At 65.0% G+C, this 16,728-nt stretch carries 16 protein-coding genes; 2 read left to right on the top strand and 14 right to left on the bottom strand.

The window, feature by feature from the left end; all coding sequences use genetic code 11:
* The first annotated feature begins 117 nt into the window (after positions 1-117).
* Both BMZ02_RS15345 and BMZ02_RS15340 read left to right on the top strand, forming a co-directional pair.
* On the top strand, positions 118-2,595 hold the full coding sequence (locus tag BMZ02_RS15345; RefSeq protein ID WP_139209241.1) for a sensor domain-containing protein: 2,478 nt from the start codon (positions 118-120) through the stop codon (positions 2,593-2,595).
* Positions 2,596-2,665: 70 nt separating this feature from the next.
* Positions 2,666-3,949, top strand: a complete 1,284-nt coding sequence (locus BMZ02_RS15340) for a phospholipase D-like domain-containing protein (RefSeq protein ID WP_091645469.1) — start codon at positions 2,666-2,668, stop codon at positions 3,947-3,949.
* 39 nt (positions 3,950-3,988) lie between these two features.
* On the opposite strand, the gene BMZ02_RS15335 is transcribed toward BMZ02_RS15340, so the two are convergent.
* From BMZ02_RS15335 to BMZ02_RS15275, 14 genes are all read right to left on the bottom strand, one after another.
* Complete coding sequence (locus tag BMZ02_RS15335) at positions 3,989-4,666, bottom strand: TVP38/TMEM64 family protein (protein ID WP_091645467.1); 678 nt, start codon at positions 4,664-4,666, stop codon at positions 3,989-3,991.
* A 64-nt stretch (positions 4,667-4,730) separates the two neighbouring features.
* Entirely contained in the window at positions 4,731-5,387 is a 657-nt protein-coding gene (locus BMZ02_RS15330; RefSeq protein WP_091645466.1) for a DsbA family oxidoreductase, read from the bottom strand.
* A gap of 62 nt (positions 5,388-5,449) precedes the next feature.
* Entirely contained in the window at positions 5,450-6,097 is a 648-nt protein-coding gene (locus BMZ02_RS15325; protein ID WP_091645463.1) for an ANTAR domain-containing response regulator, read from the bottom strand.
* Complete coding sequence (locus BMZ02_RS15320; protein ID WP_091645462.1) at positions 6,097-7,254, bottom strand: transporter substrate-binding domain-containing protein; 1,158 nt, start codon at positions 7,252-7,254, stop codon at positions 6,097-6,099. Before BMZ02_RS15320 ends, BMZ02_RS15325 begins: the two co-directional genes overlap by 1 nt.
* Positions 7,255-7,335: 81 nt before the next feature.
* On the bottom strand, positions 7,336-8,454 hold the full coding sequence (locus BMZ02_RS15315) for an AAA family ATPase (RefSeq protein ID WP_091645460.1): 1,119 nt from the start codon (positions 8,452-8,454) through the stop codon (positions 7,336-7,338).
* Positions 8,455-8,518: 64 nt separating this feature from the next.
* Positions 8,519-9,565 (bottom strand): aliphatic amidase, encoded by a 1,047-nt coding sequence (locus tag BMZ02_RS15310; RefSeq protein ID WP_091645459.1) that lies wholly within the window; start codon positions 9,563-9,565, stop codon positions 8,519-8,521.
* A gap of 41 nt (positions 9,566-9,606) precedes the next feature.
* Positions 9,607-10,302 carry an urea ABC transporter ATP-binding subunit UrtE gene (urtE, locus tag BMZ02_RS15305; protein ID WP_091645457.1) on the bottom strand — a complete coding sequence of 232 codons (696 nt, stop codon included), beginning with the start codon at positions 10,300-10,302 and terminating at the stop codon, positions 9,607-9,609.
* Entirely contained in the window at positions 10,295-11,044 is a 750-nt protein-coding gene (gene urtD / locus BMZ02_RS15300) for an urea ABC transporter ATP-binding protein UrtD (RefSeq protein ID WP_091645456.1), read from the bottom strand. Before urtD ends, urtE begins: the two co-directional genes overlap by 8 nt.
* The gene (gene urtC / locus BMZ02_RS15295; protein ID WP_091645454.1) at positions 11,044-12,165 is read right to left on the bottom strand and encodes an urea ABC transporter permease subunit UrtC; all 1,122 of its coding nucleotides are present in this window, start codon (positions 12,163-12,165) and stop codon (positions 11,044-11,046) included. The genes urtD and urtC overlap by 1 nt, the downstream gene beginning before the upstream one ends.
* 12 nt (positions 12,166-12,177) lie before the next feature.
* Positions 12,178-13,047, bottom strand: coding sequence for an urea ABC transporter permease subunit UrtB (urtB, locus tag BMZ02_RS15290; RefSeq protein ID WP_091645452.1), 870 nt, complete (start codon positions 13,045-13,047; stop codon positions 12,178-12,180).
* 99 nt (positions 13,048-13,146) lie between these two features.
* Positions 13,147-14,391, bottom strand: a complete 1,245-nt coding sequence (locus BMZ02_RS15285; RefSeq protein ID WP_091645450.1) for a transporter substrate-binding domain-containing protein — start codon at positions 14,389-14,391, stop codon at positions 13,147-13,149.
* Positions 14,392-14,568: 177 nt separating this feature from the next.
* Positions 14,569-14,835 carry a hypothetical protein gene (locus BMZ02_RS18885; protein WP_139209240.1) on the bottom strand — a complete coding sequence of 89 codons (267 nt, stop codon included), beginning with the start codon at positions 14,833-14,835 and terminating at the stop codon, positions 14,569-14,571.
* 6 nt (positions 14,836-14,841) lie between these two features.
* The gene (locus BMZ02_RS15280; protein WP_091645448.1) at positions 14,842-15,801 is read right to left on the bottom strand and encodes a ketopantoate reductase family protein; all 960 of its coding nucleotides are present in this window, start codon (positions 15,799-15,801) and stop codon (positions 14,842-14,844) included.
* A 65-nt stretch (positions 15,802-15,866) separates the two neighbouring features.
* On the bottom strand, positions 15,867-16,607 hold the full coding sequence (locus BMZ02_RS15275; protein ID WP_091645446.1) for a Crp/Fnr family transcriptional regulator: 741 nt from the start codon (positions 16,605-16,607) through the stop codon (positions 15,867-15,869).
* Positions 16,608-16,728: the final 121 nt, after the last annotated feature.

Raw genomic sequence — 16,728 nt, 5'->3', positions numbered from 1 at the left:
CTGCCAGAACCGCGGTGCTATTGTCATCAGCGAGGGCTGCTCCCCGCCGGCGGCCAGGTGGCACCGGACGGCTGGCAGGAGCAGGCGCAAGGGTTGCCACTCGCGGCGGGGGGCCGTTTGAACCGAAGCGACGCATTAACCCGACTCCATCACGGCCTGGCCCACTTCGCCGTCGAGAACGCGGCAGACGGCATTGTCTGGCTGCGCCGCGACGGCAGTCACGAGTACGCCAACACGGCAATCTGCCGCATGCTGGATTACGACCGCGACGACCTGATGCGGCGCACCGTCTACGATGTCTGCGTTGGCTTCACCCCGTCGTTGTGGCAGGAACACTGGGAGGCGCTGAAGCAGGCCGGTTCCATGTGTTTCGAGGCCGAACTCTGGATGGCCGACGGCCGTACCCTGCCGGTGGAGATCAACGCCAACTTCCTGGCCCACGAGGGCCGCGAATTCAACTGCGCGTCCGTCCGCGACATTACCGAGCGCAAGCAGGCCGAGGAGGCGCTCAACCGGAGCGACTGGCTGCTGCGCATCGCCGGTCAGGCGGCAAACATCGGCGGCTGGGCCGTGGATCTGCAATCCGGCCGCATCCTCTGGTCCGACCAGGTCTGCGCCATCCACGACATGCCAGCGGGCACCACCCCGACGGTGGACGAGGGGATCAGCTACTACGCTCCGGAGTGGCGCGAACACGTCCGCAAGCTCTTCGACCGCTGCGCCAATGACGGCACGCCCTTCGACGAGGAGTTCGAGCTGAACACCGCCCTGGGCCGGCGCATCTGGGTCCGGACCATGGGTGAGGCAGTCCGTGACGCCAGTGGCACCATCACCCAGGTTCAGGGCGCGTTTCAGGACATCACCGAGCAGAAGGACGTCAAACGCACCCTGGACCAGAGCCGCCGCTACTTCCAGGAGCTCGCCGACGCCATGCCCATCAGCGTGTGGGTGGCGGACGGCAATGGTCACCTGTTCTACGGCAACACGACGCTGATGACCTACTCAGGGCTGAACCGCGCCGACCTCTCCGGCGCCGGCTGGATGGCCGCCATCCATCCGGACGACCGTGAGCGGGTCTCCCGGGCCTGGGACCGCAGCGTACGGACCGGCCGTGAATACTCCATCGAATTCCGCGTTCACAGTCAGTACGACGAGGCGTACCGCTGGCATCTCGTGAAAGCGGTGCCGGTCCGCGACGACGAAGGCACCATCGTGCGCTGGTACGGCACGGCAACGGACATCCATGCACGCCGGGAGAACGAGGAGAAGATCACCCGGCTGGCCCTCTACGACCCCCTCACCGGACTGCCGAACCGCCGCCTGCTGCAGGACCGGCTGCACCATGCCATGAGCGCGGCGGTCCGGCACCACAGCGGCGGAGCCGTGCTGTTCCTGGATCTGGACAACTTCAAGAACCTCAACGACACGCTCGGCCATGACGAGGGCGACGCCCTGCTGGGGGAGGTTGCCCGACGGCTGCTGGCGTGCCTGCGCGAGGAAGATACCGTGGCGCGCTTTGGCGGCGACGAGTTCGTGATCGTGATCAACAACCTGGAGCAGGCGGCCGACCTTGCGGCCGTCCAGGCCGAGTCCGTTGGACACGACATTCTCGCGACCCTGAATGCCCCCTACCAGCTTGGCGATCACTGGCGGCACATCACGCCAAGCATCGGTATCACCCTGCTGGGTGACCCGGACGACACGGTGAACGACCTGCTCAAGCGCGCCGACTTCGCCATGTACCAGGCCAAAGCGGCCGGCCGGAATACGCTGCGCCTGTTCGACCCCGATATGCAGGCCACGGTCAATGCACGTATCGAGCTGGGTACCCGAATGCGCGCCGCGCTGGAGCGCGGGGAGTTCGAGCCTTACTACCAGGCGCAGGTCAACGCAGGCGGCCAGATTACCGGCGCCGAGGCGCTGGCGCGCTGGAACGATCCCGAGCACGGCGTCATCGCGCCGGCCCAGTTCATTCCCGTTGCCGAAGACACCGGACTGATCATCGACCTGGGCGCGGCGATGCTGGAGGCCGCGTGTCACCAGCTGGCCAGGTGGGCGAGAGACGTGGACACGGCCACACTTTCGGTATCGGTCAACATCAGCGCCCAGCAGTTCCAGCACCCGGACTTCGTCTCCCGCGTGCAGACCACGCTGAGGCGCACCGGTGCACCGCCCGACCGCCTGAACCTGGAGATCACGGAGAGTCTCCTGCTCCACGACACGGAAGAGGCCATCCATCGCATGATGGCGCTGAAACGGCACGGCATCGGTTTCTCGCTGGACGATTTCGGCACCGGGTACTCGTCGCTGTACTACCTCAAGCGGCTTCCGCTGGACCAGATCAAGATCGATCAGCGCTTCGTGCGGGACGTGCTGACGGACCCCAACGATGCGGTCATCGTGCGCACCATCATTCTGCTGGCCCAGAGCCTCGGCCTGGAGGCCATCGCCGAAGGGGTGGAAACGGAGGACATTCACCGGTTTCTGGAGCAAACCGGCTGCCAGGCCTTCCAGGGGTACCTGTTCGGCGACCCGCAACCGGCAACGGACTTCACCAATGCGCTCCGGCAAGCCCTGTCACAGCCCGCGCCGTGACCCGAGGATGTGAGCCGCGTACCATCCCAACGATGCCAGGCGTCTGCCACCAGCCGCGGGAGCGCAGCCATTGAAACGCCGTAACCGTTACGTCATTGCCGTCATCGCCGTCGTCACCGTGGCGCTGGTGATCGGCAATATCGTCCTGTTCAACGCCCTGCCGAAACCGAAACGCCTGCAGCAGCCGGTAGAGGTGGATTACGGCGTCAGCGACCCGCAGTTCCAGCGCACCATGGGCGTACTCATGCAGACTCCCATCGTCGACGGCAACCGCATCGCCCTGCTGGAGGACGGCGAGGCCATCTACGCGGGCATGCTGGAGGCCATCGACGACGCCGAGCATTCGATCACCTTCGAGACCTACGAGTTCTGGGGCGAAGAAGCGGCCGGCGCTTTCGCCAGTGCGCTGAGCGAGGCGGCGGAGCGGGGTGTGGCCGTGCACGCCCTGCTGGACTTCATCGGCTCCGCCGCCGCCGACCCGGACAAACTCGAACAGATGAAAGACGCCGGGGTCGAGCTCATCCGGTGGCGCGAGCCGTCGTGGTACGAACTGGCCCGCTTCAATCACCGCACCCACCGGAAACTGCTCATTACCGACGGCACAACCGGTTTCACGGGCGGCGCCAACGTCGCCGACAACTGGCTGCCCGATGACGACGGCGAGGCCTACCGTGACAACCACTTCCGCCTGGAAGGCCCGGTGGTGGGCAACCTGCAGGCCGCGTTCATGGAGAACTGGCTGGACGCCAGCGGCACCCTGCCGCTGGGTGAGGCCTATTTCCCGGAGCTGGACGACGCCGGCGAGCTACCAATGCAGGTGGTCAACAGCGCACCGCGGGAGGGCTATCACCGCATCCGCAAGATGCTGCTCTACGCCATCGCGGCGGCAGAGGAGCAGATCACCATTGGCACGGCGTATTTCTATCCCGACCCGGATTTCCTGGGCGCCCTGACCGACGCCTCCGACCGCGGCGTGACGGTCCGCATTCTGGTGCCCGGGGACAGCATCGACAAGGGCTTCGTGCGGCACGCATCCGTGAACCGCTGGGAGCCGATGCTGGAGGCCGGTGTCGAGATCTACGAATACCAGCCGTCCATGTATCACTCCAAGCTACTCAGCATCGATGACCAGTGGGCCAGCATCGGCTCCACCAACCTGGACAACCGCTCGTTCCGCATCAACGACGAGACCAACGTCAACGTCTACGATACGGCCTTCGCCCGGGACATCCGCCACCTTGTGGAGGAGGACCTGGACGATGCGGAGCGGTATGACCTGGAGCGCTGGCAGGACCGGCCCTGGCACAAGCGACTGGCCGGGTGGCTGACCATGACCATCGGCGGCCATCTGTAGCGCAATGCCGCGCAACCGCGGTGGGGCGCCGCGGATGGCCTACTGGCGACTCACCCAGCGCCACGCCCAGCGCGTCGCAAGCCAGCCGCCGACCCCCAGCAGGGCCAGCAGGATCAGCGCCACCGTCGCTTCACCCGTGGTGGGCGCACGCCCCACCTGCAGCAGGACATGCGTCGCCACCGCAGTCAGCACCGTCGAGGGCAACAGGCCGATGGCTGTACCGGGGAGAAAGTCGCGGAAGCGCAGGTGGCTGCTCCCCGCCGCGAGATTGATGATGGTGTGCGGCCCCAGGGGTAGCAGGTTGATCAGGGTCATGTTCATGATGCCGCGCCGCGCAAGCAGACGACTGAACTGCCGCATCTTGCGCCCGGACAGGCGCCGCACCGGGTGGCGCGCCAGCCAGCGGCCCAGCAGATACCCGATGGCGGACCCCACGAGCATGCCGATGTAGACAACGAAAAACCCCTCCCACGCGCCCAGGAGGATAACGCTGACCACCACCAGCACCAGCTGCGGCACGGCGATCTGCACGCCGATGACCACGGCACCGAAGACCAGCCAGGTCAGCCACGGGTTCTCGGCGATCCGCGTCGCCATGTCCTGGAGCCATCCGGCCTGCCAGATGTCATCGATGGAGACGGTGCCCCACAGGGCGGCAAGCACAACCAGCACCAGGAGTACGGTGCACAGCGCGATCACACGGGAGCGGAGCGACATTGCGTCAGACTGTCCTTATCCAGCACACCACAGAATGGACCAACCGCCAGCAGACAGCCCCGGCTCACGCACTGGCAGGCTGCTCGGCCGCAATCTCGCGGAAGGCGTTCGCCAGCGTCTGCGGCTCCTGCGCCCCGGAGATCACGTAACGGCCGGCGATGATGAATGCCGGCACCCCGGTGACACCAGCCTGCTTATAGTACGCCTCTTCCCGACGCACCTGCTCGGCGTAGTCATCTGACGACAACAGCTGCCGCGCCGCATCACCGGGGAGGCCCACCGACTCGGCCGCATCCTGCAGCACAGCCGGATCCGACGGGTTCAGCGCCTGGCCGAAATAGGCGTCGAACAACGCCAGATTCAGCGCCGTCTGCCGCCCCTGCCCGGCCGCCCAGGCGAGCAGGCGATGGGCGTCGAAGGTATTGTGGGCACGCCGCTCCTGCATGCGGGAAAAGTCCAGCCCCAACCCGTGGGCGATGTCCGTCATCTGCTGCTGGGCCGCCTGCATCTCCTCTGCGCTGCGGCCGTACTTGCCCGTGAGGTGCTCGAGGATGTCTTCGCCCTCGGGGGGCATGTCCGGGTTCAACTGGAAGGGCTGCCAGCGGACATCGAAGGTGATTTCCCCCTCCACCTCGGCCATGGCCAGCTCCAGGCGCTTGTAGCCAATGGCGCACCAGGGGCAGGCGACGTCGGAGACGATATCGAGGGTCAGATGGTTCATGCGCCCATTGTCCACCGGGCGCGGGGGTAACTCAATCATGGACGCCGGGAAGGCACCCGGGTTCAGACGCCGTCAGGGTCGCCGGAGGCACCGTCTTCATTGCGTGGTTTGGTCACGAAGTTATGCAGCAGGGCGTTGGACTCGATAATGGACTGGGCCACTTCGGCAATGGTCTTGCGGGACTCCATGGCCTGCTGCCGGATGGCGCGGTACGCCTCGTCCTCGTCGATACCGTGAATCCGCATGAGGACGATCTTCGCTTCATTCATCTTGTGGCTGTTTTCCACCTTGCTCTTGAGCTTGGAGATGACCTTCTCGCTGCGTTTCGCCTCCTGCCACACCCGCCGGGCGATCACCAGGCTGCTCAACACCCCGTAGGGCCTGATCGGTTTCGCCAGGACGCCATCCACTTTCAGGTCGATCAGGTTCTGAAGCACGGACGGGCTCTCGTAGCGGGCAAGGCCGATCAGCGTCGGCCGGTGCTCGGCCTTCTCCAGAAACGAACAAACCGTCCCGGACGGCTTCTCGCTGACTTCGGCGAATACCAGGTCGGCCCGCTCGGTGGGGACCTGTGGCGGCGGCCAGATCGCCTGTGCACGACAGCCGATGCGGTTGAGCTGTTGCAGCAGCTCCTCGGCATCGCCATCGCGCGGATGGAGAACCAGAACGTTCAAGCCACGCAGGCGCTGGATGATGTCATCGTTTTCCATCACTCGATCCGGATCGGTGCATTCGCCCAGTCGTTCAACGCCGGAACCGCGAGGTAGGGGTCGGGCTTGATCGGGCGAGTGGCCTCGCGCTCCAGACGGTACTCACCGTCTTCCCCCACCCGCGCGATACGGGACTGCAGGTAGGTGTGATTGTTGTCAGGGTCGACCTTGATCCTGCCCTGCGGCGCCTCGAACTCCGCCCCCCGCAGGACGCGGCGCAGCTGATCGGCGCCGGTCGTGCCGGTCAGGCGCAGCGCATTGGCGAAGAGGTGCACCTGGGCATACGCGGCCTCGCAGCAGCTTGTCACGTCATCGATGCCGCCGAACCGGGCGGCATACTTCTCCAGGAACAGCCGGTTCGCCGGTGTGTCCAGGCGCCGGAAATAGGGCGCCGCAGTAATGTGGCCGACGGCCACATCCGCCCCCATGGCCGCCACCTCCGCTTCGTTGGTGGTCAGGCTGGCAATGGGCAGGCGGCGACCATCACCGCCACTCTCGTGGTAGGCACGGTAGAAGTTCACGGTACCCGTGCCGACGACGGTGGAGAAGATGACGTCGGGGGCCTTGCGCTCGATATCCTCCAGGATCGCACTGAAGTCCTCCGGGGTCGCCTCGAGATCAACATACTCCTCGGCAACGACTTCGCCGCCCCCCTGACGCACGATATTGCGCATCACGCGGTTGGACTCGCGCGGGTAGATGTAGTCGGAGCCGACGAAGTAGAACCGTGACCCGAAGTTGTCCATGAGGTATGTCGCCAGAGGGACACTGTTCTGGTTGGGTGCGGCACCGCCGTAGATCACGTTGGGGGAGTACTCGAAGCCTTCGTACAGCGTCGGGTAGAACAGGAACCCGTTCTGTCGCTCCACGACGGGCAGAACCTCCTTGCGTGAAGAGGACATGTAGCACCCGAAGATGACATTGATCTCCGGGTCGGCCAGCAACTCTTCCGCCATGACCCGGTAGCGTGCGGGGCAGGACTGGGGATCAAGAATCACCGGTTCGATGGGGCGGCCCTCAACGCCGCCTCCCCGGTTGATCTCGTCGATGGCGAGCAGCGCCCCCTTGAGCTGGGACTTCTCGATGATGGCCGTCACCCCGGTTTCCGAGAAAAGGATACCGACGGTCCAGGGCTTATCCGCGGCGGTGTGCTTCATGATGGCGCGTTCAGCCTCCTGTCTGAGACAAACAAGTGGGCGATGCTCCCGATCGCCCAGCTCCCTGCGACACGATCGCGCCTAGCCGTCACGGCGCACGAAAGCCGCCTTGCCGTTGCGCAGGTCAACGTCGAATGTCGCCTTCGCCTCCGGCGAGGCCGAATCGGGATCAAACGCCTCCAGCAGAAACGCCGCGAACGGCACTTCCACCTGCTGGCGAACCGTCCGGCGCAGGGCCCTGGCCCCATACTGTCGGTCGAACCCGGCATCGGCAAGCCAGCGCCTGCAGCGATCGCCAAGCACGAGCCGACAGCCGTGTTTGTCCAGCCGCCGGTTGAGCCGCTCTACTTCCAGCTCGATCAGCTCTTCGAGCAGCTCCCGCTCGATCCAGTTGAACACCGTGACGTTGTCGATCCGGTTCACGAATTCGGGGGAGAAATGGCCGTTGAGCTTGTCCCGCAGCAACCGGTTCAGCCGTTTGCTCCGATTGGCCTGACTGCGTGGCAGAAGCGCGCGCCAGCCGCCCGGGGCGTCCTGGCGCTGGATTTCCCGCGCCCCCAGGTTGCTTGTCATGAACACCAGGGTATTGCGGAAACTGTACGTGCGCTCTCCCGACGCGACCGTCAGCTCGCCGTTGTCGAACACATTCAGGAGTGCCTGGGTGACCTGAGGGCTGGCCTTCTCCAGCTCGTCAAAGAGCACGATGCCCGGCTTGCCCAGCGATCCCTCCATCACCTCCTGATCGAGAAGGGTCTTGCCCTCTTTGGCACCCACGTACCCCGGCGGCGCGCCGGTCAGCGCCGCAGCGTAGTGCTCCTGGGACAGGGTGTTCATGTCCACGCGGCAGAATGCATCGGCATCGCCGTGCAGCCCCCGGGCCAGAGCCCGCACCGTCTCGGTCTTGCCCACACCGGTGGGGCCGAGAAACAGGGCCGTAAAAGGCGGACGGCGCGGGTCGGCGATATCCGCCCGCACCACCCTGAGCATGTTCTCAATAGCATCCAGCGCCTCCGGCTGCCCCCGCACTTCGTGGCGCACCACCGCCATGACGGTGTCCACGTCAAACCGGTAACGGCTCTGCAACGCCGTCCCGGGTACGGCCGCGGTCGTATCGCCCGGGGCCTGATTCTCGGCCGCCAGGGCCTCCTTGTCGGCCCGCCCCCGTTCGACGGAGTCGAGCATGTCATTGACGAACGGCATGGCGCCTCCCCTTGGCAATGAACGAAGCGGAGCGCGCGACGGCGCCCCGCTCCGGGCGAGCGGCCTATCGGCCAGCCTCCGCCTCTTCCGCCGCGTACGGCACACTGCCCACGGGGCACTGCGCGGTTCCGGCCGTGCTGCGGGTGATCGCCTCGACGTTCTCCTGGGCCTTCTCCGCTTCGGTGACCCAGGTCTTGTAGAACTCGAAGGGGCACTCGGCCATGCCTTTCTCCCCGTCACCCGATGCATGCATGCCGGTGTAGCCGCGGTGCAGCAGCTTGAACAGGTGGTTCTGGGACTGATCGTTGGCCCTGGCATCGCGGATCTGTGAGAGCGAGAACTGGCCGTACTGGATACCCATCTCCTCTTCACCGCACTCACCCAGGGTGCGGCCATCGAAGCCGATCAGCGCGGAGTGGCCAAAGTAGCTGTAGACCCCGTCGAAACCAGTGGCGTTGGCGACGGCCACGTAGCTGTTATTGGCCCAGGCCATGGTCTTGGCCATCATCACCTGCTGATCCTTCGCCGGATACATGTACCCCTGGCAGCGCACGATCAGCTCCGCCCCCTTCATGGCGCAATCCCGCCAGATCTCGGGGTAGTTGCCGTCATCACAGATGATCAGGCTCACCTTCATGCCCTTGGGCCCTTCGCTGACGAAGGTCTGTCCGCCGGGATACCATCCCTCGATCGGGCACCACGGGATGACCTTGCGGTACTTCTGCACGATCTTGCCGTGGTTATCCATCAGAATCAGCGTGTTGTACGGATTCTTCCTGGGATGCTCCTCGTGCCGCTCGCCGGTGAGTGAGAACACGCCCCATGTGTTGGCCTGACGACAGGCCTTGGCGAAGATCTCGGTTTCATCGCCCGGAATGGTCGACGCTGTCGCCATCATCTCGTCCGGGTCATACATGATGCCGTGGGTGCTGTACTCCGGGAATATCACCAGGTCCATGCCCGGCAGGCCCTTTTTCATGCCCACGATCATGTCGGCGATGTTCTGGGCGTTATCGAGCACCTCGGCCTTGGTATGAAGCCGCGGCATCTTGTAGTTCACCACCGCCACACCGACGGTATCGTTGCTGCTGGAAATGTCACCATGACGCATGTCGGTACTCCTCCTGCTGGAAACGCAAAGAACGAATCGCTCTAGAGTGCGAGGTACTGATCAACCACATCACTGGTCAGCTCCTCGCCGCGGCCACGTAACGCCACCCGCCCCTTGTCCAGCAGGACAAAGTTGTCGGCGGTCTGGCGCACGAATCGGGTGTTCTGCTCGACGAGCACGATGGTCAGCCCCATTTCCTTGTTCAGGCGACGCATCACGTCCTCAAGCTGCTGCACGATATTGGGCTGGATTCCCTCCGTGGGCTCGTCCAGCAACAGTATTTTCGGATCCATCGCCAGGGCGCGTCCGATGGCGAGCTGTTGCTGCTGACCGCCCGAGAGGTCACCGCCACGACGGTCAATGAACTCCGCGAGAATCGGGAATAGCTCGAAAATGTGCTCGGGAATGGTCCGGGACCGGTCTTTGCGCGGAAACATGCCCATGAGCAGGTTCTCGCGCACCGTAAAGCGCGGGATCACCTCCCGCCCCTGGGGGATATAGGCGATTCCGGCACCTGCGCGGCGCGGCGTGCGCATTGCCAGCAGGCTCTCGCCATCGAACGACAGCTGCCCCGTCGCCCGGTCCGTGAGCCCCATGATGGTCCGGAGCAAGGTCGTCTTGCCGACGCCGTTGCGGCCGACGATGCCGAGAAAGCCCCCTTGCTCGACACTGAACGCCACGTCCTGAAGGATCGGACTCTTGCCGTAGTACGAATACAGCCCCTTTGCCTCAAGCATGGTCCTGCTCTCCTGAGTCGGCGAGGTAGGCTTCACGCACGGCGGGGTTCGCCTCCACTTCGGCAATGCTGCCCTCGGCCAGCAGGCCCCCCATGTCCATCACGGTGACGGTTTCGGCGATGTCGCGAACGAAGGTCATGTCATGTTCGACGACGATCATCGTGTGATCACCCCGCAACGTGCGGAACAGCTCCGCCGTCTGCCGCGTCTCCTGCACGGTCATGCCGGCGGTCGGTTCATCCATGAGGATCACGCGGCAGTCCTGCATCAGGAGCATGGCGATCTCCAGCCACTGGGTCTGACCGTGGGAGAGGTTCTCGGCGCGGGTGTGGATGGCGTCCTCGAGCCCCACAAGCTCCAGCACCTCGCGCATGCGCCCCCGGACCGGGGAGCGGAACACGCGCAGCGTGCTGAGCAGCCCGGGCTCGGACGAGCGGCCGACCTCCAGGTTCTCGATGACGGTCAGATCCTTGAAGACCGACGGCGTCTGGAACTTTCTGCCAACGCCCGCCCGTGCCCGCTTGAACTCCGGCAGATTGGTAATGTCCTGATTACCGAGAATAATCCGGCCCGACGTGGGCGCCGTCTTGCCGCAGATCAGGTCCAGCGTGGTGGACTTGCCCGCGCCGTTCGGCCCGAGCAGGCACCGCAGCTCCCCGTCGCGGATCTGCAGGTCGAGCCCGTTCACGGCGGTCAGGCCTCCGAACTTGACCGTCAGCGCTTCCAGCGTGAGTGCAGCCATTACTTGGTCTCCCCCTGCCCATGGACCCCGTCCGATGCAACGCTGGCGGCGGCGCCCGGCACACGGGCGGCGTATCGCTGCTCCAGAGCGTCGCGGGCACTGTCGATGAGCCCGTATACGCCGCGGGGCAGGAACAGCACGACGAGGATGAAGATCACCCCGAGCATCAGCGTCCACTGATCGAAGAAGAGATCGGAAAGGCGCCCCTCGGCCATGTTCACACCGATCCCGCCGAGGGCGGCGGCAACGATGGACTCCCGCCCGCCCACGGCCGCCCAGATGACGATGGCGAGACTGATGGAAAGGCCCATGTACGTGGGCGAGGCGAACTCCAGCACCAGGGCATAGAGCATGCCGGCAACCCCGGCGATGCCGGCCGAGGTCGCAAAGGCGACGGTTTCAAAGCGCGCCACGTCGTAGCCGAAGAAGCGCACCCGCTCTGGATCCGCCTTGATCGCCCGAAGCACCAGCCCCGCCTTGCTGCGCAGCAGGCCGAGCCCCACGGCCAGCCCGGTGAGCAGGCAGCCGGCCACGAGGTAGTAGAAGGCCAGACTATAGGTATCGACACTCCAGCCGAACAGAGTCAGCGGTGCCAGCCCGGTAATCCCGTTCTCACCACCGGTGAACCGCTGCTCGCTGATGATCCACAGCTGCACCGCAAGCATCAGTGACAGCGTGATGATCGCCACGAACACCCCGGTGATGCGTCCGCGGAACATGAACACCCCCAGCAGGCACGCCAGCACCACCGGGATGCCGATGCCCGCGAGCAGCGTGAACACCAGCGAGTCGAAGGGCTGCCAGAACCACGGCAGCGACTCCACGTTGGTCCAGCCCATGAAGTCGGGCATCCCGCCCGGGAGAGACGCGCTCGCCTTGAGCTTGAGATGCATGGCCATGATGTATGCGCCGATACCAAAGGTCAGCGCCTGCCCCAGATTGAGAATGCCGGCTGCGCCCCAGGACAGCGCCAGTGCCGCCGCCACCAGGCCAAGCGCCAGGTAACGCGCGTAGCTGTTCAGCTCGTAACCGCTGAAATCCACCATCCACGGCATGATCAGCAGGACGAACGCCGCGAACAGGGCGTAACCGATGCAATCCAGTTTGAAACCTTTATTCATTGCATCGCCCCCTCAGCGCCGAACCGTGTCCGGGAACAGCCCCTGGGGCCGGAACCGGATCAGCACGATCACCCCGAGCAGGATGAGAATCCGCCCGGTCGTGTCGTTGAGTACGTAGGAAAGCCAGGCGGTGGCTTCACCGATCATCAGCGCCGATGCCGCAGTGCCCAGCAGGCTGCCGACGCCACCGACAATCACCACCAGGAAAGCGTCCACCACGAAGCTCGTGCCCATGGTCGGCGTGACGCTGACCAGTGGCGTCACAAGCGCCCCGGCAAGCCCGGCCAGACCCGCGCCGTAGGCGAATGTAATGGCATAGACACGCTTGGCGCTGATGCCGTAGCACTCGGAGATCTCCGTGTTCTGGATCACGGAACGCAGCTTGGTGCCGAATTCGGTGCGATAAAGCAGGTACCAGGTCCCCACGAGCATCGCGAGGGAGAAGACGATGATGAACAGCCGGTACGACGACACATGGGCCCCGAGGAGGATGTACCCGCCTTCCAGGAACTCGGGTCGGGCGACGTACCGGGAACTGGAGCCAAACATGTTGCGCACCAGCTGCTCCAGCACGATCCCGATCCCCCAGGTCGCCAGGATCGTATCCAGCGGCCGGTGATACAGGCGCTGGATGATGGTGCGTTCGACCAGGAGCCCCAGGAGAGCAACTGCTGCGAAGATCACGGGCAGCGACACGATGATGCTGAAACCGTACTGGGTCTGCAGCAGCCAGGCACCGTAGGCACCGAGCATCACGAATTGCCCGTGGGCGAGATTGATCACCCCCATGGTGCCGTAGATGATGGCGAGCCCGAGAGCCACCATCAGTAGAATCGAGGCCAGGCTGATGCCTATGAACGCCTCATTGAGCCACGCTTCCATCACATGCTCCTGCCCTGACGCGGTCCGCCAGCTGCGCGCCCTTCCCTGGGCGCGCCGCGCAAGACGGGTCAAAGGATCAAAGGGTGTCCGTCACCCGCTTCAGGCGTCCTGCAGGCCTTCCGCAGTGCAGACCTGCCCCTCGTATGCCCAGTAGGGCTCCGGGGCAACGCGCTCATCGGACTCGACGACGACTTCGGCCTGACCGTCGGACTGCCATCGCGCGATCTTCGGCCACAGGTGGGTATGCAGATTGCCGTCGATCTCCACTTCGCCCTGTGGCGCCTGGAAGCGCAGACCCACGGCCGCATCACGGATTGCGTTCGGCGTCAGATCCTCGCCGTTGAGCGCCTCGACGGCCGCCTTGAACTGGTAGACCTGGAAGTAGGCGGCTTCATTGACGAAGTGGGTGACCTGGTCTTCCCCGTACTTGCGCAGGTAAGCCTCCACGAACCGCTCGTTCTCCGGCGACTCATGCCCCATGAAGTAGGGTGCCGAGGAGAAGTGCCCGGCGGCTGCTTCCCCGCCGATGGCCGCGACTTCGACCTCCGAGCGCGTCAGACTGGCCACCGGCATACGCTCCGGATCCAGACCGGCGGAGTGGTATTCCCGCTGGAACGCCACATCGGAATCGCCCACGAGCGTGCAGAAGATCACGTCGGGTTCGTCACGGCGGATCCGGCTGACGATGGAGCTGAAGCTGTCATGCCCCATGGGCACGTACTCCTCGTGCACCACCTCGCCCCCGATCTCGTCCAGGATCATGCGGCAGACGTTGTTCTCCTCCCGCGGGTAGACGTAGTCGTTACCCAGCAGGTAGAACCGGCCGCCGAAGTTCTCCTTCAGCCAGGGCACGAACTCCTGTTGCTGCTGGTTGGGAACGGCACCGCCGTACATCACGTTGCGGGAACACTCGCGCCCCTCGTAGAGGGTCGGATACCAGTACAGGTTGTTCTGCCCCTCAACCACCGGCAGGACGGCCTGACGACTCGCGGAGGTGTAGGAACCGAACACGGAAATCACCCCGTCGCGGCGGACCAGGCGGTTCGCCCGGTCGGCAAAGGTCGCCGGATCGGATGCAGGATCCTCGACGAAGGGCTTGATCATCCGGCCGTCGATACCACCCTCGTCGTTGATCTCCTCGATCGCCATCATGCAGGCGTCATGGAGCGTGCTCTCAACAACGGCGACGGCACCGGTCTTGGAGAACAGCACCCCCACGGGAATGTCACCCGATGCCGCCAGAACGGTGCCCCGGCCGGTCCAGATACCGGGGAAGCCCGATATGGAAGCGGCTCCCGCCACACCACCAACTGCGATGCCTTTCAAAAGGTCACGTCGTTTCATTTCCTCACCCTCCAGCACCTAGCCCCGGCCGGGTCACGTCAGGCGACCCTTGGCCGTATCGCAGAAACAAAAAAAGCCCCCCACGCCGGACACGTCACGTGTCAGCATGGGGGGCTCCTCTGCCCGTTATGTTGTTACGGCTGCCATCAGCACTGATACCAGCCGGTGCCTATTCAGTCAGGCACAATCCTCAGAGACTGTCAACAGGCGAATCTCTGACTCCGGACCGAAACGGAGAGCCTTGCCGCGCCGTTGCGACAACTCCGCGCCCCGACCATTGAGTCTTGCGATTTTCGAAAGCATATCCGATGCCAAACCGCCGAAGGCGCCCTTCTTTCTGTTTATTTTCAGCACCTTGCAGAAAATGAAACACGGCGAGGACAGGCCGGAGAGACGGTGTTGCGCACTACCGTGATGCGCCATCCGGCCACCATGCACTGCCATGAGGCATCACCCCGGCTCGTGCCAGAGTCCATTGCGCAGGAGGCTCGCCATGACCGCAGTGGCGGGGGCATCATCACCGAGCTGCCGGGCACGGGCGAGCACGGCGCCGCAGATGGCGTCCAGCTCCAGGGGCCGGCCCTGTTCGCGGTCCACGAGCATGGAGGTCTTGATCGGCCCCAGGTCGTAGACAATCCGGAACATCTCGTCGATGTCGGCTTCCGCCAGCTCCACGTGGTCAGCCCTGGCAGCCGCAGCGGTCTCGCGCATGAGCCGCCGGATCAGCGCTGCTGTATCCGGGTTGCGGGAGAGACGTTCGGCGTCCCAGCCGGTGAGCGCGGAGACGGGGTTGAGGCCGTTGTTGATCACCAGCTTGCGCCACAGTTCGCGGCGGATGTCGTCCGTCTCGATCACCGGCGTGCCGCCGGCGTCGAAGGCGCGCACCAGTTCCGGGAACAGGGTGCTGGCCGGGCCCGCGACAGCGGCCGCGCGGTTGGGCCAGAGGCCGGTCACCACCTGGCCCGGGCCGGTTGCGGTGATGTGGCCGGGCGCCTCGACGTGGGTCGCGACCCGCAGCGCGAAGCCGCCGATCACGCCGTCCGGCCCCAGCACCTCCGCCAGCTCGCCCTCGTTGTCCACGCCGTTCTGCATCGACAGCACCGGCACGCGATGCCCGCCATGATCGAACCAGGCACGCAGGCGCTCCGCCACCTCACGGGTCGCGCCGGACTTCACCGTCAGCACGATCACGTCGAACCCGGCCGGATCGCCGGCGCAAAGGCCGTCCAGGTCGGTACACGCCACGGCTCCGTCGCGGGTGAATGCCGGGTGATCGACGCGCATGCCGCGCTCCCGGAGCGCCTGGAGGTGCGCACCGCGCGCGACGAAGGTCACCGCATTGCCCGCCTCCAGCCAGCGGGCACCGTAATAGCCACCGACGCCACCGGCACCGATCACTGCAATTCGCATGGGTTCCGCTCCAATCGTGGTCGACGACCACAGAGCATGCCACGGCTTCGCCGACAATGGGGATATCAGTCGATGCGCGACGCCGCGCGCGGCTCCCGCGCCGGCGGCAACAGCCGGTCGTACTCACGCCGGACAACGTCGTAGCACTCGCAGCTGCGGGCCTCGAGCCCCTGCCGATCGAGGATCAGGATATGACCACGCCGGTACCGGATCAGGCCGGCTTTCTGCAGCTTGCCCGCGGCCTCGGTAACACCTTCCCGCCGCACGCCCAGCATGTTTGCAATGAGCTCCTGGGTCATGACCAGCTCATCGCTGCCAATGCGATCGTGACTGAGCAGCAGCCACCGGCACAGCTGCTGATCGAGGTTGTGATGCCGGTTGCATACGGCAGTCTGCGCCATCTGCGTCAGCAGCGCCTGGGTGTAGCGCAGAAACAGCGCCTGCATGGTCCCGCCGCGGCGAAACTCCCCGTGCAGCACGGTGGCGGACAGGCGGAACGCATGCCCGCGCGACTGCACCACGGCACGGCTGGAGGTGCTGCCTCCGCCCATGAACAGCGGCACCCCCACCACCCCTTCATGCCCCACCACGGAGATTTCGGCGGAGCCGCCGTTCCGGGTAACGCAGAGCAGCGACACGATGGCATCCAGCGGGAAGTAGGCGTGCTTCATCATCACGAACGGCTCATAGAGCACCGCCCCCAGGGGAAGCACCTGGAACTCGAGTTTCGCCTCGATACGCCTGAACTCGCCGGGTGGTATGGCGGCGAGCAACCGATTACGAAGCGGATCGAACTCTGAGCTCATGCGCCGTCATCGCCCTGTCCGTTGACACGCACCACCCGGTCTTCGGGAGAGTCGCCGAAGAGCCGGGCAGAAGCATCAAGAAGCAGGGGAAGTATAGACGCTGGCGCCCCCGCGAGAAGGG

Origin of the sequence: Aquisalimonas asiatica (assembly GCF_900110585.1) — a bacterium.
In the GTDB taxonomy this organism is placed as follows: Bacteria; Pseudomonadota; Gammaproteobacteria; order Nitrococcales; family Aquisalimonadaceae; genus Aquisalimonas; species Aquisalimonas asiatica.
The sequence above is the reverse complement of the archived record's forward strand: the minus strand, read 5'-3'. Positions and strand labels throughout refer to the sequence as shown.